General features: G+C 39.9%; 17 protein-coding genes. 6 read left to right on the top strand and 11 right to left on the bottom strand.

The genetic code is table 11. The features are described from left to right. Positions 1–3,078: an efflux RND transporter permease subunit gene (locus AC27JL_RS05780; RefSeq protein ID WP_487195066.1), complete on the top strand. Its 3,078-nt coding sequence runs from the start codon at positions 1–3 to the stop codon at positions 3,076–3,078. Positions 3,079–3,169: 91 nt separating this feature from the next. Here the strand turns inward: AC27JL_RS05780 and rluF are convergent, their stop codons facing one another. From rluF to AC27JL_RS05730, 10 genes are all read right to left on the bottom strand, one after another. Further along, positions 3,170–4,135 (bottom strand): 23S rRNA pseudouridine(2604) synthase RluF, encoded by a 966-nt coding sequence (gene rluF, locus AC27JL_RS05775; protein ID WP_033035542.1) that lies wholly within the window; start codon positions 4,133–4,135, stop codon positions 3,170–3,172. 64 nt (positions 4,136–4,199) lie between these two features. Continuing rightward, positions 4,200–5,285 (bottom strand): DUF418 domain-containing protein, encoded by a 1,086-nt coding sequence (locus tag AC27JL_RS05770; protein WP_487195065.1) that lies wholly within the window; start codon positions 5,283–5,285, stop codon positions 4,200–4,202. A 15-nt stretch (positions 5,286–5,300) separates the two neighbouring features. Beyond that, complete coding sequence (locus AC27JL_RS05765; RefSeq protein ID WP_487195064.1) at positions 5,301–6,515, bottom strand: EAL and HDOD domain-containing protein; 1,215 nt, start codon at positions 6,513–6,515, stop codon at positions 5,301–5,303. Positions 6,516–6,607: 92 nt separating this feature from the next. Then, positions 6,608–8,143: a glycogen synthase gene (locus AC27JL_RS05760; protein WP_487195063.1), complete on the bottom strand. Its 1,536-nt coding sequence runs from the start codon at positions 8,141–8,143 to the stop codon at positions 6,608–6,610. Positions 8,144–8,213: 70 nt separating this feature from the next. Further along, positions 8,214–9,515, bottom strand: a complete 1,302-nt coding sequence (glgC, locus tag AC27JL_RS05755; RefSeq protein ID WP_006791778.1) for a glucose-1-phosphate adenylyltransferase — start codon at positions 9,513–9,515, stop codon at positions 8,214–8,216. Positions 9,516–9,533: 18 nt separating this feature from the next. Further along, entirely contained in the window at positions 9,534–12,065 is a 2,532-nt protein-coding gene (locus AC27JL_RS05750) for a glycogen/starch/alpha-glucan phosphorylase (RefSeq protein WP_487195062.1), read from the bottom strand. After that, on the bottom strand, positions 12,058–14,121 hold the full coding sequence (glgX, locus tag AC27JL_RS05745) for a glycogen debranching protein GlgX (RefSeq protein WP_487195061.1): 2,064 nt from the start codon (positions 14,119–14,121) through the stop codon (positions 12,058–12,060). The genes AC27JL_RS05750 and glgX overlap by 8 nt, the downstream gene beginning before the upstream one ends. Next, positions 14,114–16,351: a 1,4-alpha-glucan branching protein GlgB gene (glgB, locus tag AC27JL_RS05740; RefSeq protein ID WP_487195060.1), complete on the bottom strand. Its 2,238-nt coding sequence runs from the start codon at positions 16,349–16,351 to the stop codon at positions 14,114–14,116. The genes glgX and glgB overlap by 8 nt, the downstream gene beginning before the upstream one ends. Continuing rightward, on the bottom strand, positions 16,352–18,343 hold the full coding sequence (gene malQ / locus AC27JL_RS05735; protein ID WP_487195059.1) for a 4-alpha-glucanotransferase: 1,992 nt from the start codon (positions 18,341–18,343) through the stop codon (positions 16,352–16,354). A 9-nt stretch (positions 18,344–18,352) separates the two neighbouring features. Beyond that, entirely contained in the window at positions 18,353–18,655 is a 303-nt protein-coding gene (locus AC27JL_RS05730; protein WP_487195058.1) for an isoamylase early set domain-containing protein, read from the bottom strand. A gap of 387 nt (positions 18,656–19,042) precedes the next feature. Here AC27JL_RS05730 and AC27JL_RS05725 point away from each other — a divergent pair, with 387 nt between their 5' ends. Further along, positions 19,043–19,957: a hypothetical protein gene (locus tag AC27JL_RS05725; protein ID WP_487195057.1), complete on the top strand. Its 915-nt coding sequence runs from the start codon at positions 19,043–19,045 to the stop codon at positions 19,955–19,957. A gap of 33 nt (positions 19,958–19,990) precedes the next feature. Here the strand turns inward: AC27JL_RS05725 and AC27JL_RS05720 are convergent, their stop codons facing one another. Further along, on the bottom strand, positions 19,991–20,419 hold the full coding sequence (locus AC27JL_RS05720) for an Lrp/AsnC family transcriptional regulator (protein WP_487195056.1): 429 nt from the start codon (positions 20,417–20,419) through the stop codon (positions 19,991–19,993). A 182-nt stretch (positions 20,420–20,601) separates the two neighbouring features. Here AC27JL_RS05720 and AC27JL_RS05715 point away from each other — a divergent pair, with 182 nt between their 5' ends. From AC27JL_RS05715 to AC27JL_RS05700, 4 genes are read left to right on the top strand one after another with little or no spacing between them, the layout of a single operon-like run. Next, positions 20,602–21,807, top strand: coding sequence for an aspartate aminotransferase family protein (locus tag AC27JL_RS05715; RefSeq protein WP_487195055.1), 1,206 nt, complete (start codon positions 20,602–20,604; stop codon positions 21,805–21,807). A gap of 45 nt (positions 21,808–21,852) precedes the next feature. Then, positions 21,853–22,887 carry an arginine N-succinyltransferase gene (gene astA, locus AC27JL_RS05710; protein WP_487195054.1) on the top strand — a complete coding sequence of 345 codons (1,035 nt, stop codon included), beginning with the start codon at positions 21,853–21,855 and terminating at the stop codon, positions 22,885–22,887. Between the two features lie 7 nt (positions 22,888–22,894). Continuing rightward, complete coding sequence (gene astD, locus AC27JL_RS05705; protein WP_487195053.1) at positions 22,895–24,361, top strand: succinylglutamate-semialdehyde dehydrogenase; 1,467 nt, start codon at positions 22,895–22,897, stop codon at positions 24,359–24,361. A gap of 22 nt (positions 24,362–24,383) precedes the next feature. Further along, positions 24,384–25,187, top strand: a complete 804-nt coding sequence (locus AC27JL_RS05700) for a DUF1338 domain-containing protein (RefSeq protein ID WP_243534104.1) — start codon at positions 24,384–24,386, stop codon at positions 25,185–25,187. Positions 25,188–25,205: the final 18 nt, after the last annotated feature.

Below are 25,205 nucleotides of genomic sequence, written 5' to 3'. Positions count from 1 at the left end.
ATGAGCTTTGCACAATTTTCTATAAAGAAAAAAGTAATTAGTTGGATGTTTGCCCTGCTGCTTTTAATTGGTGGTAGCGTATCGTATTTTGATTTAGGCCAGTTAGAAGACCCTGAATTTACACTTAAACAGGCCATGGTTATTACCATGTACCCTGGCGCATCACCGCAGCAAGTCGAGGAAGAAGTTACTTTTCCACTCGAAAATGCAATTCAACAGTTACCCTATGTTGACCACGTGACTTCTATTTCATCCAACGGGAAGTCGCAAATTGCCGTGGAAATGAAGAGCACTTATCGAAAAGAGCAACTTCGCCAAATTTGGGATGAAATGCGTCGTAAAATAAACGATCTTTCTCCGTCTTTACCCAGTGGTGTTTATCCAAGTACAATTTTAGATGACTTTGGCGATGTATATGGTGTTTTATATTCTGTTGTAGGTGATGGCTATTCTTACGATGAACTAAAAGACTACACCGATTATTTAAAGCGTGAACTGGTATTAGTTAAAGGGGTAAGCAAGGTAACGATTGCAGGTGAGCAACAGCCGCAAGTAATGGTAGAAATATCTACCCGTAAATTAGCCCAACTTGGTATTGCACCTAGCCATATATTTGCTTTGTTACAATCTCAAAACACGGTGTCTAACGCGGGTAAAATTAGAGTGGGCGATGAGTCGATTCGTTTTCATCCTACCGGCGAATTTAAAGATGTTAAAGAACTTGAAACTCTGCTGATTTCTAAACCGGGTGCGAGCGAGCTTATTTATTTGGGTGATGTTGCCGAAGTATTTAGAGAGTACGCTGAAGTACCCACTAATGTAATTAGATATAACTCTGAGCAAGCGCTATTAATTGGCGTATCGTTTATGAATGGCGTTAATGTGGTTGATGTGGGTAAACGTATTGATGCTCACTTAGCAGAACTTGAGTACCAGCGCCCGCATGGTATTGACGTGAATGCTGTATACAACCAGCCAAAAGAAGTAGAAACCTCGGTAGACGGTTTTATTGTTAGCCTGCTAGAAGCAATTGCGATAGTAATTGTGGTACTCCTTATTTTTATGGGCCTTAAAAGCGGTATTTTAATAGGCGGTATTTTATTACTAACGGTTTTAGGCACCTTCATTTTTATGAAGTTGTTTGCCATAGACTTACAACGTATATCGTTAGGTGCGCTTATTATAGCCCTTGGTATGCTGGTAGATAACGCCATAGTGGTTACCGAAGGAATTTTAATTAACCTAAAACGTGGCCAAACCAAACTTAAGGCCGCAGTTAACATTGTGGAGCAAACTAAATGGCCACTGTTAGGTGCAACTATTATTGGTATTACTGCATTTGCGCCAATTGGTTTAAGCTCTGACGCAACCGGTGAGTTTGCGGGCAGCTTGTTTTGGGTGTTGTTTATATCGCTGTTACTTAGCTGGATAACCGCTATTACTTTAACTCCATTTTTTGCAAACCTTATGTTTTCAGAAAATGAATTTAAAAAAGATAAAAACACCGAAGACGATTCAGATAACGACCCATACCAAGGGTTTATTTTTACAGGCTATAAAGCACTATTAGATTTAGCAATGCACTATCGTAAGTCAACAATGATCCTCATGGTTGTATTACTGTGCAGTGCCGTAGTGGGTTTTGGTTCAGTTAAGCAGTCGTTTTTCCCCGCCTCTAACACACCTATGTTTTACGTAGATTACTGGCAACAACAAGGTTCGGATATTCGTGCCACATTAGATGGCATAAAGAAGCTTGAAAACTATTTGCAAAAAGAAGAACTTGTAGAAGAAGTAACAAGTACAACCGGGCAAGGTGCGCCACGCTTTATGCTTACTTATGCGCCTCAAAAGTCTTACTCGTCGTATGGACAACTTATTATAAGAGTAAAAGACCGAGAAGCAGTTGCGGTTGTTATGCAAAAGGTCCGAGATTATTCTCGAAATACACCGTTATCAGCTCAACTAAAAATAAAGCCTATGGAAATTGGGCCTTCTACTGATGCAAAAATAGAAGCCCGTTTTACAGGCCCTGACCCTGTCATTCTTAGAAAACTCGCAGCTGAAGCTGAAAAGCTTATGGCTCAAGATGATGGCGCATTTAATATTCGTAATGATTGGCGTGCGCGAACCAAAATGATTCGCCCACAGTTTAACGAGCAAAAGGCTCGACGCTTAGGCATAAGTAAATCAGATCTTGATGATGTGCTGCTTACGAGCTTGTCGGGTAAACAGGTGGGTGTATACCGTGATGGTACTCAATTACTGCCAATTATTGCGCGCTCCCCTGCTAATGAGCGTCTTAACGTAGATAGCGTTCATGATTTACAAATATACAGCCCTGTTTTAGGTGTATTTGTACCAGTAACTCAAGTGGTAGATGAGTTTATCGTTGAATGGGAAGACAGCCTAATAATGCGTCGCGATAGAAAGCGAACAATAACGGTAATGGCCGACCAAAATGTGCTGGGAGATGAAACAGCCGCTAAATTGTTTGCCCGAGTACGAGGCCCTGTTGAATCTATAGAGCTACCTCATGGGTACTCATTAGAATGGGGCGGCGAATATGAATCTTCAAGCAAAGCTCAAAAGGCTATATTTGGGTCTTTGCCGCTTGGCTACTTAGCTATGTTTGCTATTACGGTTTTACTGTTTAACTCATTAAAGCAGCCTCTTGTAATTTGGGCCACAGTTCCACTGGCAATTATTGGTGTCAGTGCCGGTTTGTTAGCAATGAACGCGCCGTTTAGTTTTATGGGCCTACTTGGGTTATTAAGCTTAAGTGGTATGCTCATTAAAAATGGCATTGTATTAGTCGACCAAATAAACCTTGAGCTAAAAGCGGGCAGCTCACCTTACCAAGCGGTTTTTGATTCTGGGGTGAGCCGTGTGCGGCCTGTAGCAATGGCTGCAATCACTACAATACTCGGTATGATCCCTTTGCTGTTTGATGTGTTCTTTCAATCTATGGCGGTCACAATTATGTTTGGTTTAGGCTTTGCGACCATACTTACATTAATAGTAGTGCCTGTTTTATATACTATGATTTTTAGAATTGAATACCAACCACGTAAATAAAGACATATTAAGGTTTAACTAAATAAAAATGCCACAGCGTAAACTGTGGCATTTTTTATAACTTACATAAATACAGTGGTAATTGTTTAGCTTATTTTTTTAAACTTAGCTTAGTGCGTGCGCCTGCTTTATTGCTAGATGCACTATTTGCTTTTGCCGTTTTTGGTTTACCAACATAGGTTGTAGAGCGTTTTTGATAAGGTGCATTAGTTCGATTATTTTTTTGCTCATCGCCTCGCTCTTTTTGCTTATTACGACGAGGGTTTTCACCCTGAAAGTCGCGCTTAGGTGATATAGCAGCATTTTTATCAACTTGCTTATTAGTATCTAACGAGTGCTCTTGGGTTTTGCCTGAGTCAGCAATTGAGTCGTTTATTTGCGCCATTTCAACATCGGATAAATGACGCCATTGACCCACTTTTAAGCCTTTTAATGTTACATTCATAATACGAGTGCGCTTTAAAGTCACCACTTCGTAACCTAAATACTCACACATTCGGCGAATTTGGCGATTTAACCCCTGAGTTAAAATGATCTTAAATTCTTTAGGGGCTGTTTGTGTAACCTTACACTTTTTGGTGACAGTATCTAAAATAGGAATGCCGTTGGCCATTTTAGATACAAATTGGCGGTTAAGAGGCTTGTCTACGGTGACAACGTATTCTTTTTCGTGGTTATTACCCGCACGCAAAATTTTATTTACAATGTCGCCTTCGTTAGTTAAAAATATTAACCCTTCAGAAGGTCTATCTAGGCGCCCAATTGGAAATATACGATCGGGGTAATTAACCGCTTTGACAATATTGCTTTGGATTTTACGTTCGGTTGTACACGTTATACCCACCGGTTTATTGTAGGCAATATAAACGCGTTTAGGTGGTGTTTTTAATGGTTTGCCATCGACCAATACTACATCGGTTGCTGCAACCTTCACGCCCATTTCTGGCGCATTACCATTAACTGACACACGACCTTGCTCAATATATTTATCGGCTTCACGGCGTGAACAAAAACCTGTTTCACTAATAAATTTATTTAAACGTTTTAATTCGGTCATATCACTTAATGGTATTAATTTTTTAGGGTCGCTAGTGTATACCCAAACCACCTAAAAATGCGAGTTATGCCGCCGATTTAATGTCGGTTAATTTGCGCCACAGCACTTCAAGCGGCCCTTGTTTAAAATAACGACTATAAAATAACGTAAATAATAACTGCACAGCAACTAAGCTGGCAGCAACTAACCAGTAATCTATTCTATTAAAGCTAAGTATCCACTCTGGAAAAAACACTCTATAAATAAGTAATTGCATAACGGTTTGGCTTATATACAGTGTGAATGCCATGCGACCCGCCTGCTGTATTAGTTTGCCAAACTGTGGGCTATTATTACAAAACTTAACAATTACATGAATATAAAGCCCAGCCATACACAGAGCAGCGAACATGTTAGAAATTTCTTGTAAACTCATACCCAAACCACCAGTAAGCGTTGATGTACTTACTCGTATACTACAAAATATAAGTACACCTAAGGCACAAACCCACAACTGCTGATTTGATAGACCTTTGTTAAATATTCCCTCTTTATACGCGTAAATGCCAATTAGCATGATGCCAACGCACATCCACATCGTCATTAGCGGCACTGTGATTAGCATAAGGATATTTATAAAAAGATTTTCATTAAAGTAATCACTGTAATGAGGGCTAAATAACTCAATAAACTTGGCAGAATCACGAAAGCTCTGATCGTCAGGAATAGTGAACAACACTAAAAACGTAACCACCGCCGAGAGCCCAGTAAACTCGAGCCCTCTTTGCAATAGCTTTGGGTTGTCGGTGTCTAGATATTTAATAATAAACCAGCCAGACACTCCATAAACAAACAAAATATCACCAGCCCAAAGTAAAAAACCATGTATTAGACCAAAAATTATGAGCCAATATAATCTACTTTTTATTTGCGCAGATGATTTAAAGCGCTGCCATTGAATATACAAACCTGCGCCAAAAAGTAAGCTAAACAGCGTTCTAAATCGGCCTTCTATAAACAGTATATTAAAATATTCAATGATGGTGTCGCTTACAGGGGGGATAGTTAAAGGCACATAACCAAATTCCATAAAACCAAAGGCATAGCCATTCATAAACACTAAGCCAAGCACGGCAATGCCGCGAATAAAGTCCATATTATAATTACGCATTAAAGCTGTTTTCCGTTAAATGTTATTTTTATAGCTGTCGGCCCAGTCAACCGACTTCTGGTAAAGCTCTGGTAGTATATCACTTTGTATATTTAAAAATATAACAGCTTGTTCGAGTGCCCACCAGCTGCCGGTTTCGTATGCTTTAACAACTTTTAAAATGTAATACAGTGTGTTTTTTTCTTCGAGCAAGGCTGCTTTTATCTCATCCTGAAAAGGTAATTTTTCAACAAGCAAGCTCATTGGTTGATCTAATATAGCGTCAAGAAGCGAAAACAAGCCGGTTAAAAACGCCTCTCCTGACTGATGCTTAGCCACTTTTTTAGCAATCAATTCACAAAAGCGCGCACGTACGACGCACACTTGCATTAGCTCTGCAGGCTTTTTACCAGCGGTGTGAGCGGTCACAATTAAACTAACAAACTTTTTTAACCGCTCCTGGCCCAAATAAACCAGCGCTTGCTTTAAGGAGGCTATTTTACTTTGTATGGGAAATACGCCGCTGTTAATTAAACGTAGTAATTTATAAGCCAGTGCGGCATCCAATTCAAACAACGCTGCTATTTTGGTTAAATCTGGATTCGGGCCCATTATTTCAGCATATATTGCAACGACTAACCCGTAGTTATAATCAATGTCGTTGTGCTTCATCATGGTGGGTTTTGCAAAAAAGTAACCTTGAAAGTAATCAAAGCCCATGCCAGCAGCAACTTCGTATTCTTCCTGAGTTTCTATTTTTTCTGCGAGTAACTTAATTTGTTTGTGATCTTTGAGCTTTTTTATAATAGGGTGAATATCGTCTAATGGGGTTATGGTTATATCAAATTTAATGAGTTTAACCAGCTTTAAAAAGCGATCCCATTGTGGTTTGTATACAAAGTCATCAAGGGCTAAATTAAAGTTACTATGAAAGAGTTCTCGGCATAACTCGTAATTTGTATCAGTGGGCTCTATGCTTTCAAGAAGCTCTATTACAACATCTTGGCACGGTAAAAAGGCACACAGGTCAAGCTCTAAAGATTCAGGCCCAATGTTGATGAGTGCTTTTTTACCAGAGGTGATATGGCGTGTGCCCAAATTAAGTTGATTTTCCATAATAAGCCGTGCAGTTGCCTGCCCTTCGGCTATATCAGGAAAAAAGTTTTTAGGACTGTCCCTAAAAAGTAGCTCGTAAGCAACTACTTTTTGACGCCGATTGAAAATTGCTTGCCTTGCAACAAATACAGACACTTTACCTACTTTATTTTATTCCATTAATACCAAGTTATTAATAGCGTAAATAATCTAAAATGTCACTGTGCTTAAGTTAAATTAAACAAACTTTATTGGTACAGGGTTGAAATGTAATCACTTGCAACCTGAGACCACGAAAAGCGTACTGCTTTAGCATTAGATTTTATTTGCTGCCATTTTTTTGGATGTTGTTTATAAAATGCTAGCGTTTCGGTTAAACATGAAAGCAAAGTATGTGTTTGCTCACGTAATGTTGCGCCATTAAAACTAAACCCATTTTGATTGTGTTTTACCGTATCTTTTAATCCGCCAACACTATGTACTAAACAAGGTTGGCCTGCGCGCATTGCCAGCATTTGGCTTATTCCGCAAGGCTCAAACGAACTAGGCATTAAAAATAAATCACCTAATTGATACATTAAATCACCTACTCTTTGCGCATAACCTTTTAAAAATAGTAAATTTTCGTTACGTGCCATAGCTTTTGTAAACAATGCTTCTAGCGCTTTATCGCCAGAGCCTAATATGATTAAACGCCCACCCTGTTCATTAATACTATTACATACTGCGTCTATCGCAAGTTCACCATTTAATGGCTGACATAATAACAATACTTTTTGTTCTGTGAGTCTACCTACGCTTGTAACAATTGGCCCATTATTTGGTGTCGTTTTAAATTGCTTTAATCGTTGGTGCGCAATGTAGTGAACGCTTTCAAGCTGTTCGCTGTTGCTCATCCAAGCAAATAAGCTTTTTTCTGCCTCGTTGAACAACTCGTCCATAACTGCATTTGCAACTTCCAATGCAGGGTATTCACAGCCATTCAAAATGCCGACCACTTTACCTTGTTCGGCTGCATTTTGTAGGTCTTGTTCAAGCCCCTCCCCACCAAAAAAGCCATCATTGTAATTACTGGGTTTAAGCACTTCTTGGCTGTAGGTAGGCGACACTAAATGAATTTTGTCTGCTAAATTAATGGCGCTTCGCATTGGGTTAAAACAATTTGCATACCTTGGATCGCACAAGTGTTGCCCGTTGTAACTTAATGATGGAAACCAAGCTTCTAAGCTCGATTCATCGTGCTTAAAAGGCCTTATTCCTTGTAGTGCTAAATTGTGCACTGTGTACGCTAAATGTATATCGTGTAAAGCACTGTAACGTGGCTCAAACTTAAGTAAAACAGCAACGCATGCGCTATGCCAGTCATGTAAATGCAGCGTACTTGGGCGTTTAAGTAGTCCTTGCAATAATGCTTCGCAAACAGCCGCATTAAATAGCGCAAACTTTGTTGCATCGGTTGCAAATGGCCTACCCGGTGCATCATTACAATAAACGCTACCCGATTCACTAAACATTGGGTGGCTTATTACAATTTGAGTTATGTTATTTTTTGTTTGATCCACTTTAAACAAAGTCATTAAATGAGATTGAGCATTAAACGCCACGGTTACTTCACCTATGTAATGCCTATTTAATGGCTCAAGTCCATAATCTGGGATCACCACATCAACCGATACGCCATGCTTCGCAAGAGCCTTCGGGGCATCACGGACTACATCTGCTACACCGCCTACTTTAGCGCCAGGTAACGCATCGTTCTCTGCTGCAACCATTAATACATGCATTAATTTACTACTTCCTTTGTTTTAATAAGCTTACCCGCTTTAGGGCAAGCTTGTTTTGCCTAACTCTGTATTAAGCTAGTTTCTTATTTTCTTGTGTTTGACGCTCTAACTTTTTAGCAAGTTCACTAAGCATGTCGCGGGTAACAAGTACAATGCCTTTTTTTGATACCCTAAAACCATTTTCTTCATCTGTTTTACGGTCAAACCCTATTTCAAGCCCTGCAGGTATTTCACAACTTCTGTCTATTATTGCACGTTTAATTTTACAACCGCGGTTAATAATAGCACCCGGTAAAATAACCGATTGTTCAATTTCACAAAACGAGCGCACATGCACGTTAGAAAATAACAATGATTTTCTTACTGCCGAACCCGAAATAATACACCCTCCAGAAACTGTAGAGTCAAGGGCCATTCCTCGCCTGTCGTCATCATCAAATATAAATTTAGCTGGGGGTAATTGCTCTTGGTATGTCCAAATTGGCCACGCTGGGTCGTACAGATCAAGTTGAGGCTCAGGCATAACAAGCTCCATGTTAGCCTCCCAAAATGAGTCGAGTGTTCCTACATCGCGCCAATATGGCTGACCTTCCTGTTGAGGGTCTCTAAATGGGAATGCAAAAACGTTATGTTCTTCAATAATCGCGGGGATTATGTCATGCCCAAAATCACGTCCTGAGCCTTCATTTTCAGCATCTTTCTTAAGTTGCTCAAATAAGAACTCAGTATTAAATATGTAGTTACCCATGGATGCTAAACATGTACCCGGCTTGCCTGGCACTGAGCTTGGCATAGCTGGCTTTTCATCAAAACGACAAACACGACTTTCTTCATCTACTGTCATTACACCAAAGGTATCTGCAGCTTCTTCAACGGGTACTTCAATACAACACACGGTCATATCGGCCCCTTTTTGAACATGTTCAGCAAGCAATGCACCGTAATCCATACGATAAACGTGGTCGCCTGATAAAATCATTACATATTTAGGTAACTCATGACGAATAATATCCATATTTTGAAAAACAGCATCGGCGGTGCCGCAATACCATTCATCACCATGGCGTTGTGATGCAGGTAATATTTCAACCGATTCACCTAATTCCTTTTTAAAGTGCCCCCAAGCTCGATTTACGTGGCGAATAAGTGAGTGAGATTTATACTGTGTTGCTATACCCACACGCCTAACACCCGAGTTGATACAGTTAGACAAAGGAAAATCAATAATTCTGTGTTTACCACCAAAGTAAACGGCTGGCTTTGCACGCCAGTCGGTCAATTCGTGCAGGCGAGAACCACGACCACCAGCCAGTATTAACGCATACGTTTCTCTAGTTAGGCTACTTATGTAGCGATTTGCATAATTAGGCATACTATTCTCTCCATTTATCTAGCTTTTAGTGGCTTTACTGGTAGTTGTCGTTGAGTCAGTGTCACTAGTATTGAGTGGGGTTAAATGCCAAATGTCGTCACTGTATTGGCTTATGGTCCTATCACTTGAAAATATGCCACTGGCAGCGGTATTTAAAATACTCATTTGCGTCCAATAAGCTTGATCAGCATAGGCTTTATCTACTTGCTTTTGTGCAGATACGTAGCTTTCGAAATCGTGTGCAACAAGCCATGGATCGTGTGGGCTCTTAATTGCATTAATTACATCGTCAAATAGGCAAGGTTCAAATAAATTAAAGTGCCCGCTTTCTAGCAAGTGCATAACATTGGCTAAGTCGCTATTTTGTTCAATTAAATGTGCGGGGTTATAACGCGACTTAATATCATCAATCTGATGTGCCTCTGCACCAAATAAGAAGAAATTATCGGCACCAACGGCATCTCTAATTTCGATATTGGCGCCATCTAACGTGCCAATAGTTAATGCACCATTCATCATGAACTTCATATTACCAGTGCCTGAAGCTTCTTTACCGGCGGTTGAAACTTGCTCAGACAAATCAGTAGCTGGACAAATAACTTCCATGGCTGTCACATTGTAATTAGGTAAAAAAGCCACGCGTAAATACGACGACGCGAGGGGATCTTTATTGATCACATCTGCCACATTATTGATTAGCTTAATTATTTTTTTAGCCATGCAGTAACCCGGCGCAGCCTTACCACCGAGTAAAACACAACGTGGCACTAATCCTTGTGTATCACCACGACGAATGCGGTCATATAAATGGATAACATGGAGTATATTTAGTAACTGACGCTTGTATTCATGAATCCGTTTAACTTGTACATCAAACATCATGGATACATCAAACTCTACACCACAGCGCTCTTTCACTAAATCAACTAAACGTTGTTTGTTTGTTACTTTGGCTTTTTGCCACTGTGCTTGAAATGATGTGTCATCATAAAAACGACGTAGCTGGTTTATTTGAGCAAAGTCATGTACCCAATCGGTGCCTATTTTCTCACTAATCAATTCACTCAATGTAGGGTTACAATGGGCAAGCCAACGGCGAGGTGTAACCCCATTGGTTTTGTTATTAAACTTGTTAGGCCAAAGTGTATAAAACTCTTTAAATAAACCCGCTTTTAATAGCTCTGTGTGCAGTGCAGCAACACCATTAACTGAATAGCTGCCCACAATGGCTAAATAAGCCATGCGAATTTGCGGCTCCCCACCTTCCTCTATTAGTGATAGCTCTCGCTGTTTATCAACATCACCAGGCCAATGCTGTGCAACTTCGGCTAGAAAACGTGCGTTTATCTCAAATACTATTTCTAAAATACGGGGTAACAATTTTGAAAATAATGAAACTGACCATTTCTCTAACGCTTCTGGCAATAATGTATGATTTGTGTAGGCCATTGTTTTTGTGGTTATTTGCCATGCATCATCCCAGTCGAGCTCGTAATCATCAACTAACACTCGCATAAGCTCTGCCACAGCAATACTTGGATGAGTATCGTTTAATTGAAAAACATGGTAATCGGCAAAATCAGTAAAGCTTTCACCATGATCACTCACCCACTGATCAACAATATCTTGAATACTCGCTGATGATAAAAAGTATTGTTGGCGTAGTCGTAGCTCTTTACCATTTTCACTGCTGTCGTTAGGGTAAAGTACCATAGTGATTTGTTCGGCTAAGTTTTTTTGTGCAACTGCTTCTGAATAACTACCCGCGTTAAATTCAGTTAGATTAAATTCGTCGGTCGCTTCTGATTTCCATAAGCGTAGCGTGTTTACAATATTGTTTTTATAACCAGGAATGGGCACATCGTAAGGCACTGCTAACACGTCATGGCTACTAACCCACTGGCGGTGTTCCCTACCTTGTTTATCAGTATAACTATTTACATAACCACCGAACTTAATGCGCTTAGAATGCTCGGGAGCACTTAGCTCCCAAGGGTGACCCTCACGAAGCCAATTATCTGGTTGCTCTATTTGATTACCATCACTAATTGATTGGTTGAACATTCCGTATTCGTATCTAATGCCGTAACCCACAACGGGTAAAGCTAAACTTGCACAACTATCTAAAAAACACGCAGCTAAGCGCCCTAAGCCACCATTACCAAGGCCTGCATCATGCTCTGCGTCTTCGACCGTTTCAATTTCGGTACAATATTCTTGTAGTGCCGATGACACTTGATCCTCTAAATCAAGATTTAATACCGCATTGCCCAGGGCACGCCCCATTAAAAACTCAAGTGAAAGATAACTGGTTTTTCTGCTTTTTTGCTGTTTGATTTTTTTATTCGTTTCTCGACACCGTGCCACTAAACGATCCCGGATCGTCAATGCTAATGCATGGTACAAATACAGCTGTGACTCACCGACTTTATCTCGCCCTAGGGTGTAATAAAAATGGCGCGTTAAATCATCTTTTAAGGTGCTTTCGTCTATTACTGGGCCTTCTTGCCACCCCTTTACAACACATACTTGTTCAACTTGCTTAGCCATTAGCTACGTCCTCTAAGTTAGCACTAAAAACCCAACTACTTTGTGCAGAAATTTCAACGGGTGCATCTTGGTGAGTTGTTAAAGATGCATTATTTACACTTGATAAAACCATTTGCCACGAGGCATTAATAGGTGATGGAGGCAACTGACAACTGACTGATTTTTTATTAGCATTGAATACAATAAGTAATGCGTGTTTATTTTGCTTATCAAGCAAGCTATACATTAAAAATTGACGCGAATTCTCATGCCAATGCGAATCTGTCATAGTGTCACCTGTTTCGGTAAACCATTTCACTGTGAAACGTTCATCTATATCGTCTAAAAACACACTGTGTTTAAATGCACTATGAGCACGCCTAATTCTAAGTGCGTCGTCTATAAATTGAGTCAATGAATGATTAAGTTGTGACTCTTTCCAGGCAAGCCAACTCGTACGGTTATTTTGACAATATGCATTGTTATTACCCCCTTGAGAATGTGCCATTTCGCTGCCAGCAGCAATCATAGGCACACCTTTAGAAAGGATTAATGTGAGTAAAAAGTTTTTTTGTTGTTGTAATCTTAATGCGGCTACTTTTTCATCAGTGCTAAAGCCTTCTGCCCCGCAATTAAATGAGTAATTAGCACTGTGGCCATCTCTGTTATTCTCGCCATTAGCTTCATTGTGTTTATGCTCGTAACTCACTAAATCTGCAAGCGTAAATCCATCATGGCTGGTTATAAAATTAATACTATTTAATGGGCCTCGGTGGCTATGCTCAAATATATCAAACGAGCCATGTAAGCGTTTAGCCACGTTGGCTATAATCCCTTCATCGCCTTTCCAATAACGACGAATTACATCTCGGTATTGGTCATTCCACTCTCGCCAAGGTGGAGGAAAAGCCCCGAGTTGATAACCACCAGGGCCAATATCCCATGGCTCACTAATTAACTTTACCTTATTTAAAACAGGGTCTTGAGCAATAGTTTGTAAAAACGTATGCGCTGAACTAAACCCAGCCTTTGAGCGGCCCAGTATTGTTGCTAAATCAAATCTAAAGCCATCAACACCCATTACTTCAACCCAATATCGCAAGCTATCGAGCACTAACTGCAACGTTTTTGGGTGATCTATATTAATGGTGTTACCACACCCAGTATCGTTTATGTATACATTGGGTTGAGCTTCTACTGTGCGGTAATAAGCAAGGTTGTCTAAGCCGCGCAACGACAATATGGGGCCATCATTACCCGCTTCAGCTGTATGGTTGTAAACAACATCTAAAATAACTTCAATATCTGCAGCATGAAGCTCCTTAACCATCTGTTTAAACTCGTTAATATCGTCGTTTACCAAATAGTCTTTGTGAGGAGTGAAAAAGTTAAGCGTGTTGTATCCCCAATAATTTTGTAGGCCTTTGCCTGTTAAAAATTGCTCGCTAATGAAAGCATGCACAGGGAGTAGCTCTATTGCTGTTACACCAAAACTTTTTATATGGTCAATAAAATGCGGGTGGCTCAATCCTAAAAATTTGCCTTGCAGTGCCTTAGGTATTTGAGGATGACGACACGTAGTCCCTTTTACATGACACTCATAGATGACGGTTTTCGACCATCTGTGATTCGGTTTTTTATGTTCATACAAATCAATTGATGACACTTTTGATTTTGGTATATCAATGGCATTGTTAACGGTACTTTTGGTGCCTATTGGCATTTGGCCATAATGGCGTTCACTCCATGTAAACTCACCAAATAAATCTTTTGCGTAAGGGTCAATTAATAATTTATGTTCATTAAATAGCGAGCCAGTATCAGGGTTATATTCACCCTCAACCCTAAACCCATAAAGTGCCCCAGTGGTGAGAGGTGCAATATGGATACTCCAAATACCACCTTCATTTATATTCATAGCCACTTTTAGTATTTCAGAGTGGCCACTTTTATCAAATAAACACACATACGCTTGTGTCGCTTTTGGCGCGTACAATGAAAAATTAACACCATTTAAATGCAAGCTCGAGCCAAGAGGCTCAACAAGGCCGTGAGTTACTTCAAATTGATTACTCATCTTGTACCTTTTGCAAATAAATTGTTGTTAAGCCACCGATAGCAATAGTGATGCTTTGGTTAAAACCATGTTGAGGATTGTCGTTAGTGACAACAGTATTTGATTGGTTTTGCGATACTTTAATACCGGAACCAAAAAATTCGCTTTCATCCGTGTTTATTATTACTTTATAAACGCCTTTGCTCGGAACGCCTAAGGTATATTCTTGATATGACATAGGCGTAAAGTTGGCAATCACAACTACAAAGTCATGGGCATTTTTAGCGTAACGTACAAAGCTTAAAATGCTTTGCTCGTTATTATTGTTGTCAATCCAATCAAATCCTGCAGCACTTGAGTCAAGTTCATACAGCGCGGGTTGATTTTTATAAACCTCATTTAACGTTTTTACTGTCTGCTTTATACCTTTATGACTTTCATGTTCTAGTAAATGCCAATCAATAGAATGATCATGCCCCCACTCAGCACGTTGAGCTATTTCCCCCCCCATAAATAACAACTTTTTACCTGGGTGTGCCCACATAAATGCATAATAAGCACGTAAATTTGCGAATTTTTGCCAATCATCGCCCGGCATTTTTTCAATTAGCGCGCCTTTCCCATGAACAACTTCATCGTGACTCAGCGGTAAAATAAAGTTTTCACTAAATGCATATACCATCGAAAACGTGATTTCGTGATGGTGATGTTGCTTATAAAGTGGGTCACGTTGCATATACAACAAGCTATCGTTCATCCACCCCATATTCCATTTATAGCCAAAGCCTAGTCCATTGTGCTCAACACTCTGCGTAACACCTGGCCAAGCAGTCGACTCTTCTGCCACCATCATAATGCCAGGGTTGTTTTTATAACTGCGTAAATTAACCTGTTTGAGGCATTCAATTGCACCAAGGTTTTCGCGACCGCCATAGCAATTAGGTATCCACTCACCTTCTTTGCGGCTGTAATCTAAATACAACATTGACGCAACGGCATCTACTCTTAAACCATCTAAGCCAAATTGATGAAGCCAATACATTGCATTAGAAATCAAAAAGCTCTTAACTTCTGGACGGTCATAATTATAAATATAAGTATTCCAATCTGGATGAAAGCCTTGGCGCATATCGGCATGTTCGTACAAGTGCGTACCATCAAATCGGTGTAAACCATGGGGATCACTTGGGAAATGCCCAGGAACCCAATCAAGTAAAATCCCTACGTTATATTTATGGCATTGCTCTACAAAATATTTAAAGCTGTTGTAATCGCCAAAACGACTGGTTGGAGCAAACAGCCCAACAGGCTGATAGCCCCATGAACCGTCAAACGGATATTCACTTATGGGCATAAGCTGTAAGTGGGTAAAGTTCATTTCAAGCGCGTAGCTTACGAGTTTGTCGGCAAGTTCGGTATAACTTAAATAACGATTACCTTCACCTCGCTGCCACGACGCTAAATGCACCTCATAGATACTGATTGGTGCGTCTATATGATTACGCTTTTGCCTATTGCTTATTGCTTGTTCACTTAACGCTATTGCCTCTGGTTTGTATTGAAGAACACTCGCGGTACCAGGAGCCTGTTGCATTTTAAAAGCGTAAGGGTCTGCTTTTTCTATTACCTCACCACTTTGCGCTGTAATGGCAAATTTGTAGCACATGTCTGCTTTAAGCTCGGGAATGAATAACTCCCACACACCACTGGCAGGGTGAAAACGCATAAAATGTCGATTCGCTTGCCAAAAATTAAACTCACCAATAATTGAAACGCTGGCTGCATTAGGTGCCCACAAACAAAAACGAACGCCATCTACATCTTGCTGGTTGGTAAAGTGCGCGCCAAAGTGCAAGTATGCATGCTCTAAACTGCCCTCGTTAAATAAGTACATGGCATCTGTATCAAGCTCACTGTTAAAACTATATTCATCAAAAAACGTAGTCGAAGTGTCGCTATATTTGGCTGTACATAAATAAGGCGAGGTAGGCAACTGACTTACACGGGCTATAAATAAATTACTGTGCTTATATCTTTGCGTTTCAACTATTTGATTGTCAATTGACAAAGAAACATGGTGGGCATCAGGTAAATATACACGTACTTCTATATTTGATTCACTTACTTTATGTGCACCTAAAAAGCTAAATGGGTCTTTAAATCGCCCTATATTAAGTGCATTAACTTGGGCATCGTAGTCAGCGCTTTGAGATTTAGGTAATGCCGAACTATTTGAAGCTGTACTGCTCATTTAACCTTTCCTTATTGAATCGATTGCAGCTAAAAGCCTGGCGTTGTTTGCAAAAATTTCTTCACATGTATGTGTTAATACACGTCGCCAATTTGGATATTCTTTGTCTGTACCAGGAATATTCACCGGATATTGCTGTTCATCTAAATCATCTATTTGTAGTGCAAACAATCGAGAATCTGAGCCAGCTAAACACTGGCTAAGCGCACGATAAACCGACTTAGCATCGCTGTGTATCGTTAATGTAAGATTAGCTGTAGCATTGATAAAACGAAGCAGTCGCGTTTTTTCATCGATTCTCTGGTTGGTAATTTGCGTTGATTGTTCGTCGTCAATTAAGTGATATTGTTGTTTTATAGCTATGTCATCGTGCTGCCACCAGCCTGTAAAGGGCGGTACATCATGATTTGCAATCATCAATAAGCACTGAGGGGGTAATTCGTGTAACGGTAAAAAATCACCATCGTTTTGCTTTTCAAAATAAAATAAACTGTTTGAAAAAATACCACTACTTGATAATGCATGCTTTACTTCTGGAGGAACAATGCCTAAATCTTCACCTATAACTATGCTTTGATTAATATGCGACTCTATTTTCAAAATGGCCAGCAAATGTTCAAAGGGATAATAAATATAGCAACCATCTCGCTGACCATTATTTTCAAAACACCACCACAAGCGGCGAATAGCCATAACATGGTCGATTCTTAGCCCGCCTACATTCTGCATATTTTCACGAATTAACGAGCGGTAAAATGAGTAGTTATTGTGTGCTAAACTTTGCGGGTTTAAAGCCGGTAACCCCCAATCTTGCCCGCCCTCAGCCCAAGGATCAGGCGGTGCACCCACACTGGCATTATCGGCGAATAATGACCGTTGTGATTTGAACTCAACACCATCGCCAGCGCACCCAACAGCTAAATCATTAATCAGACCTATTGCCATACCCCCTTTCATACACCGCTCTTGACATAAACCAAGTTGAAGATGCGCTTGCCACTGTAGGTAATAATCAAAAAGAGAGGTTTGTGAATCTATTGTTTGTAAGGTGGGCTGATGTTTATCGCAAAAAGCATTGAATGCATCACGACGAAGCTTACTGGCTGTTAATTCAAAATGGCCGTACAGTGCTTTAAATAATTTATATTTAACGCGACTAACATCCTCGTAATTAATAAACTGCCCGCATTTATTTAAAAGAGAAGTCGCCTCATTACTTTGCATAATTTTTGCTAATTCAGCATTGTTTTTACTGTCTTCGCACAAATCAACAGAAATGTATAAAGGGTTTAGTAACGCACGACTATTAGGGCTGTATGGGCTTGCACGCTCAGGCATTTCGCAAAACAACAAATGCAGAGGGTTGAGCAAAATGTAATCCATATTGTGCTCACAGCACAAATCAACAAGCGTGAGTAAGTCTGAAAAGTCGCCAATTCCCAGTCTTTCTTTATTTTTAAGCGTATATAACTGAACCGACAACCCCGTTTTTTTTGTATCTTCAACTTGAAAAACACGCTCGGGCACAGACCAGATATCAGTACCTGCGTGCTGTTCACCTACTGTAATGTCTGCGTGGTAATACCCTGTTGGTATTGAAGGTAAAGGCAGTGCAATTTCAATATAACGGACACCATTAAAGTAGTATTCACCTGTAATTATTAAATCATCAAGGTTAGTAAATTCACACTCTATTCCCAGTTGTTCAACACTTACTAATGCAGTTTGGCTAAGTTGTCTGTCATCTATTTTCACTTTTAAATAACAGTCTGTTTGCTCAATTAAACTTACATTTGGCAAGAGCTGCATCCAAGGCTCTACATCGAGCTTGTAATTTAATTGAGCTATTTTGTTATGATCGTTTGTATCAACACCACAACATTGCAGGGCACGCTTGCGTGTATCTTCACTGAAAAATATGTGCTCGCCTGTGTATTTAGTAAACTCATAACCAATACCGTGTAAGTAAAACAACTGCGAAAGTTTGTTCATTTACAGGCCTTAATTAATACGTTGGGTGTTAACAATACTATTTTCAGTTCCAAAACTGTTAGCCTCATAAGCGTCTGCTGTATGATCGTTATCCCAAAATTCGCCATTTATTAAATAACGAAAGTGGTATTGTTGATCTAGAGGAAGGCGTTGTTTGCATTTAAACACGCCTTGTTTTTTATTAAGCTTCATTGGCAAGGGCTGCCAACTGTTAAACTCGCCAATTAAGCAGACTTCTTGCGCATCTGGGTGAGCAAATTCAAAGGTGATTTCCGCTTCATCTTTTGTTTTAAAAAATCGTTTATGCAACATAGTAGGCTCCAACTAAACAGTAAAAGGTATTTAATTATTGCCACAGGGCCTATTTTTAAGCTGGCGATGTGGGATTGTATTCAGTCAAACTTTAAGCTAACCGTATTAAAGCAAAATTTTGTTTACGCAATATTACAGTGCAACAAGTCTTTTTTATCGCACTTTATTAGTGCGTAAAACATAAAATATAGATATTAAGAATGACATATTTAGTACACAGCAATTTTCAAACCAATTGGAGCGATTTAACTATTTAATACTTACCTTTATTACACTGATGACTTGGTTTGAAGTAAAAAGAGAGCTTACCCAATAAACTGCTTTTGTTACGTATTCACATCAGTGATAATACACATCAAGTTAACGCTCTGAAATATCGTAAATTTCATGTTGAAAAAAAGCATTTTATTAACTACGGCATTAATTTTTTTAGTTGTCGCAGTGTTTATTATTTCCTCAATCTACACCTTATACAGTAAAAAGGAAATTTCATTCGACCCTAAACTCAAAGAAATATCAGGCATTGAATTTGATAAGCGCGATCGCTTGTGGGCAATTAATGATGGGGGTGACGATCCAAAGCTTTACCGCTTAAATAAAGATGGGTCGATTGCGCAAGAAATTTTAGTTTCTAATGCTAAAAACATTGATTGGGAAGACATGACTCAAAATAAATTTGGTCATTTCTTTTTAGGTGATTTTGGCAACAATAAAAATGATAGGCGTTGGCTGACTATTTATAAAATAGAGAATCCAATTGATATTAAAACCGATACAACAAATGCCGAAATAATAAAGTTTACGTACCCTGAAATGGATGGCAATCCAATAAAACCAAGTAATCGTAATTTTGATCTAGAAGCGTTTGTAGCCCTGGGTCGTCACCTTTATTTATTCACTAAAAACCGCACAGAACCTTTTGATGGCATTACAAATTTATACAAAGTAGGCGACCACGCTGCTAACTTTAAAGCCCAATTAATAGGATCTTTTAAAACCTGTACAACAATGGAAAAACTGTGCTGGATAACCTCTGCAGCGTTAAGCCCAGATCGTAAAAAACTCGTACTACTTGACTCTACCAGTATTTGGTTATTTGAGAACTTTAAAGGTGATCAGTTTTTCTCTGGTGATGTGTCTAAAATAGATTTAGGCATCGTTACGCAAAAAGAAGCCATCACTTTTTATGACGATAATACAATTGTATTCACCGACGAGGAGTTTAAAGGAATTGGTGGTAATGCCTACTTTCTAAAACTTGATAAAGCAAAAAAAGTGGTTGTTAAACGCGCTCTCCCATAGTGCAATAAAACATAAATTTACATAGGAAGTACATCAACGTTTAAACTTGGTTTCTAAAATAACCGAAGAAGTTGTACGTTCCACACCATCTAAATTACCAATATCATCGAGTAAATGGCTGAGTTTTTCTAAGTTTTGTGCTTGTACAACTGCAATTAAGTCAAACTCACCACTTATAGCATAAAGCTGTGATATCGCATCAATTTGCTTTAGCTCAATATTCGTCTTAGTAGTGAGCTTTTGAATCACCTTTATTGACACATGTGCCGATACCATTTTACTTAAAAAAGCATCGCCGTAATCTACGCTATACCCTTTTATAACACCGCTTTCTTCAAGCTTTAACATACGACTTTGCACAGTAGAGCGCGATAAATTAAGAATTCTAGCTAAATCAGAAATACTCGCTCTAGCGTTGGTTTTAAGGACAGAAAGTAACTTTTCATCTTGTGGAGTTATCATATTGCTTATTGATTTCGTTATTTTGACTTTTATTGTAATCATTTTTCACAAAATAGCACTGCAAATTTAACCTATAACCTTCGATAATAACCACTAATAACAAAAATTACCTAGCTGAGAAAACGCTAACGTTTTTATTTTGCTAATCTTTATTCAATATTCACAATTTTTAGGTGTACATAATGCAAGTAACAAGAGACTTATTTAACGATGTAATGGTGCCAAACTACAACCCGTCGGCAGTTATTCCAGTGCGAGGCGAAGGCTCACGTGTATGGGATCAAAATGACAATGAGTTTATTGATTTTGCAGGCGGTATTGCCGTTAATTGTTTAGGCCACTGTCACCCAGCGCTTGTTAATGCGCTAAAAGAGCAAGGTGAGAAAATTTGGCACTTATCAAATGTAATGACTAATGAGCCTGCCCTGCGTTTAGCACAAAAAATGGTTGAAGCAACATTTGCAGACAAAGTGTATTTTGCAAACTCAGGCGCAGAAGCTAACGAAGCAGCACTCAAGCTTGCTCGTCGTTTTGCTTTAGATGTACACGGCGAAGAAAAATCGCAAATCATTGCCTTTAACAAAGGGTTTCACGGCCGTACATTTTTTACTGTAACTGTGGGCGGGCAAGCTGCTTACTCTGATGGCTTTGGCCCTAAACCTGGCGACATTATGCATTGTGATTACAACGACATTGCAGCATTTGAAGCACTCATCAGTGATAAAACATGTGCCGTAATGATGGAGCCACTACAAGGTGAAGGCGGTATTATTTCACCAACAGATGAATTTGCTAAAAAAGTACGCGAGTTATGTACTAAACACAATGCACTGCTAATTTTTGATGAAGTACAAACCGGTGTTGGCCGCACTGGCGATTTATACGCTTACGAAGGCTTAGGTGTAGTGCCCGATATTTTAACTACAGCTAAAGCGTTAGGTGGTGGTTTTCCTATTGGCGCTATGATCACCCGCACTGCTATTGCAGAGCATTTAAAAATAGGTACGCATGGCTCTACGTACGGTGGCAACCCACTTGCCTGTGCAGTAGCAGAAGCAGCCTTTGATACAGTAAATACACCTGATGTACTAAACGGCGTAAAAGAGCGTGAACAGTTATTCCGCGATGGCTTAAACGCAATAAACGAAAAATACAACGTATTTAGCGAAGTACGTGGTAAAGGTTTACTTATTGGCGCTGTGTTAAACGATAAATATGAAGGCCGCGCACGTGACTTTTTAGTTGCCAGTGCTAACAATGGTTTAATGAACCTTGTTGCAGGCATGAACGTGATTCGTTTTACCCCTTCTTTAGTTATTCCATTTGAAGATATTAAAGAAGGCCTAGCACGCTTTGAAAAAGCAGTAAGCGACGTAGTAAACGGCTAATTTAATTAAGCGCGCCTCAGGGCGCGCTGTTGGAGCAAGTAATAAATGCAAGTATTACGTCCTATTACCACTGATGACTTTGCTGCACTTAAGCAAATTGCGATTGAATCGGGCCATGGGTTTACCTCACTTCCGGTGGACGATGAGCAATTAAAAGACAAAATAGACCGCGCCGAAAAAAGCTTTGCTAAAAATATCAATCAGCCACTCGATGAAAGCTACTTATTTGTTTTAGAAGACAGTGAAACAGGTGAGGTTATTGGAACAACCGCCATAGAAGCCGCTGTTGGCTTATCGGTGCCGCTTTACCATTACCATTTAGGTAAAACAGTACACCACTCACCTACACTTAATGTTTATAACACCGTAGATATTTTAAGCATGTGTAACGATTACACCGGATGCTCTGAAATATGTACTTTGTTTTTGCGCGAAAACAACCGCAAAGGTTTAACCGGGCGCTTTTTATCACGCTCACGCTTTTTATTTATGGCGCAGCATAGCGAACGCTTTGCCGATACCGTGATTGCTGAAATGCGTGGTGTAAGTGACGAAGAAGGCCATTCACCGTTTTGGCAGTGGTTGCAAGAGCACTTTTTTAGTATTGAGTTCCCCAAGGCCGATCATTTAGTAGGACTTGGCGATAAAGTGTTTATTAGTGAGTTAATGCCTAAATACCCTATTTACGTCAACTTACTCAGTAAAAAAGCCCAAGCAGTGATTGGCAACGTGCATGATAAAACTAAACCGGCGCTCAAACTGCTCGAAAAAGAAGGTTTTGAGCATCGTGGCTACGTTGATTTGTTTGATGCGGGCCCAACGGTAGAAGCAAAACTTGGTAATATTCGCAGTATTCGTGAGTCTCAAGTATGCCCTATTACAATTGGCGAGCTGGAACATATTAGCCAGCACAGCTCAGATACACTTGCCGTATGCAACCAAGGTGTAAGTGAGTTTAGAGCTACATTTACCCAGCACGCTCACTACAATCATGCAAAACACACATTAGTAATAAGCCAAGAAGTGGCTGATGCCCTTAATCTATCCCAAGGAGATGCAGCGCGTTTTTTCCGCCTGTAAAACAAATATGAACACACACCTTATAAATAACCAATGGCATACAGGTCAAGGCCCCGCTTTTAACTCTATTAACCCAAGTAACGGCGAAATTGTGTGGCAAGGTAATGGCGCAAATGCCGAGCAAGTAGATTCTGCAATTAATGCAGCTAGAGCCGCACAAGTACAATGGGCAGATACGCCAATTGAGTCGCGTATTACCATACTTGAAAACTTTGTAGCGCAATTAAAAGAGCACAGCGAAGAATTTGCAGCCATTATAGCGCGCGAAACCGGCAAGCCTCTTTGGGAAACACGAACAGAAGTAGGCGCTATGACAGGTAAAGTAGCCATTTCTATCAAAGCCTATAATGAACGCACCGGCACAACAGAAAACCCAATGCCGGGTGCTAAAGCCTTTATACGCCATAAACCACACGGTGTTGTAGCTATATTTGGTCCTTACAACTTCCCTGGGCATTTACCTAATGGCCATATCGTACCGGCTATTTTAGCGGGTAACACCGTGGTATTTAAACCGTCTGAGCTAACCCCTCACGTTGCTGAATTTACTTTATCACTTTGGTTAAAAGCAGGCTTACCAGCAGGTGTGATTAACCTAGTGCAAGGTGAAGTAGAAACAGGTAAAGCACTTGCTTCACATAAAGACATAGACGGCTTATTTTTTACCGGCAGCTCAAACACCGGCCATTTATTACATAAACAGTTTGCAGGCCACCCAGGTAAAATATTAGCACTTGAAATGGGCGGTAATAACCCATTAATAGTTAAAGATGTAGCCGATGTAAACGCTGCAGTGCACGATATTATTCAGTCTGGCTTTATTACTTCTGGCCAGCGCTGTACTTGTGCCCGCCGCGTGTTTATTGAGAATTCAACCAATGGCGATGCCATTTTAGAAAAACTAATTAGCGCGACTAAAAATATTGTTGTTGACGACAGTTTTGCAACTGACCAGCCATTTATGGGTGCAATGATAAGCGAAAGAGCAGCCCTTGGTATGGTTGCTGCGCAAAAAGAATTAGTTGAAAGCGGCGGCGAAATACTCGTTGAGCTTAAGCAGCTAAAAGCAGGCACCGGCTTTGTAAGCCCAGGTATTATTGATGTTACACATATCGCTAACATGGCCGATGAAGAACACTTTGGCCCGCTTATAAAAGTTTACCGCTACAACAACTTTAACAGCGCAATAGCAGAGGCTAATAACACCAGCTTTGGTTTATCAGCAGGCTTACTTGGCGATAACGAAGATGATTACAGCCACTTTTTAAAGCGTATTCGTGCTGGCATTGTAAATTGGAACCGCCCTATTACGGGTGCATCTAGTGCTGCACCGTTTGGTGGTATTGGTGCAAGTGGTAATCACCGTGCTAGCGCTTATTATGCTGCAGATTACTGCGCTTACCCTGTTGCGTCGGTTGAATCAGAAAAAGTGAATTTACCGCAAACTTTAGCACCTGGCTTAGTAATAGAATAATACCCATTTTTAAGGATTTAACATGCATACTAACGTAAATACATTATTTGAAAACCTATGGGATAACTATTTAGCCGTTACTCCATCGGCAGATAAAATTCATGACCTTTTAGGTTCAACCCAAAAAGACGACATAATTAACGACCATATTGCGCTACGTACGTTCAATATTGAAAAAGTAGGCCTTGAAAAACTAGCAGCACACTTTTTAGCGTTAGGTTACACAGAGTGCGGCGAATACCACTTTGAAGCTAAAAAGCTATACGCTAAACACTACGAACACAGCGATCCTCAGCAACCTAAAGTATTTATCTCTGAGTTATTAGTAGAAAAGTGCTCGCCAGAGTTACAAGCTATTGTTACCGATATGGTAAATCAAATTGATGAAAGTGCTGTAACGGCTGATAACTTTTTATATTCAGGTACACATTGGCAAGTAAGCGGTGAAACCTACAAGCAGTTATTAGCAGAAAGCGAATATGCTGCGTGGATGTCGGCATGGGGCTACCGTGCAAACCACTTTACTGTAAATATTAATATGCTTGCCAAGTTTGATAACATTCACGATGTTAACCAAGCGCTTAAAGATGCAGGCTTTGCGCTTAATACATCAGGCGGCGAAGTAAAAGGCTCACCAGAAGTGCTATTAGAGCAATCATCAACGCTTGCTGATGATTACGCCGTTACCTTTAGCGATGGCGAGCTACGCATCCCTAGTTGTTTTTATGAATTTGCCATTCGATACCCGAAAGCCGATGGCGAACTTTACACGGGGTTTGTTGCAGCGTCTGCAGATAAAATATTTGAAAGCACTAACGCACGCTAATTTGATGAAAACAAAAAA

This window comes from Pseudoalteromonas sp. 4NS20-0020 (genome assembly GCF_057554385.1).
The sequence above is the reverse complement of the archived record's forward strand: the minus strand, read 5'-3'. Positions and strand labels throughout refer to the sequence as shown.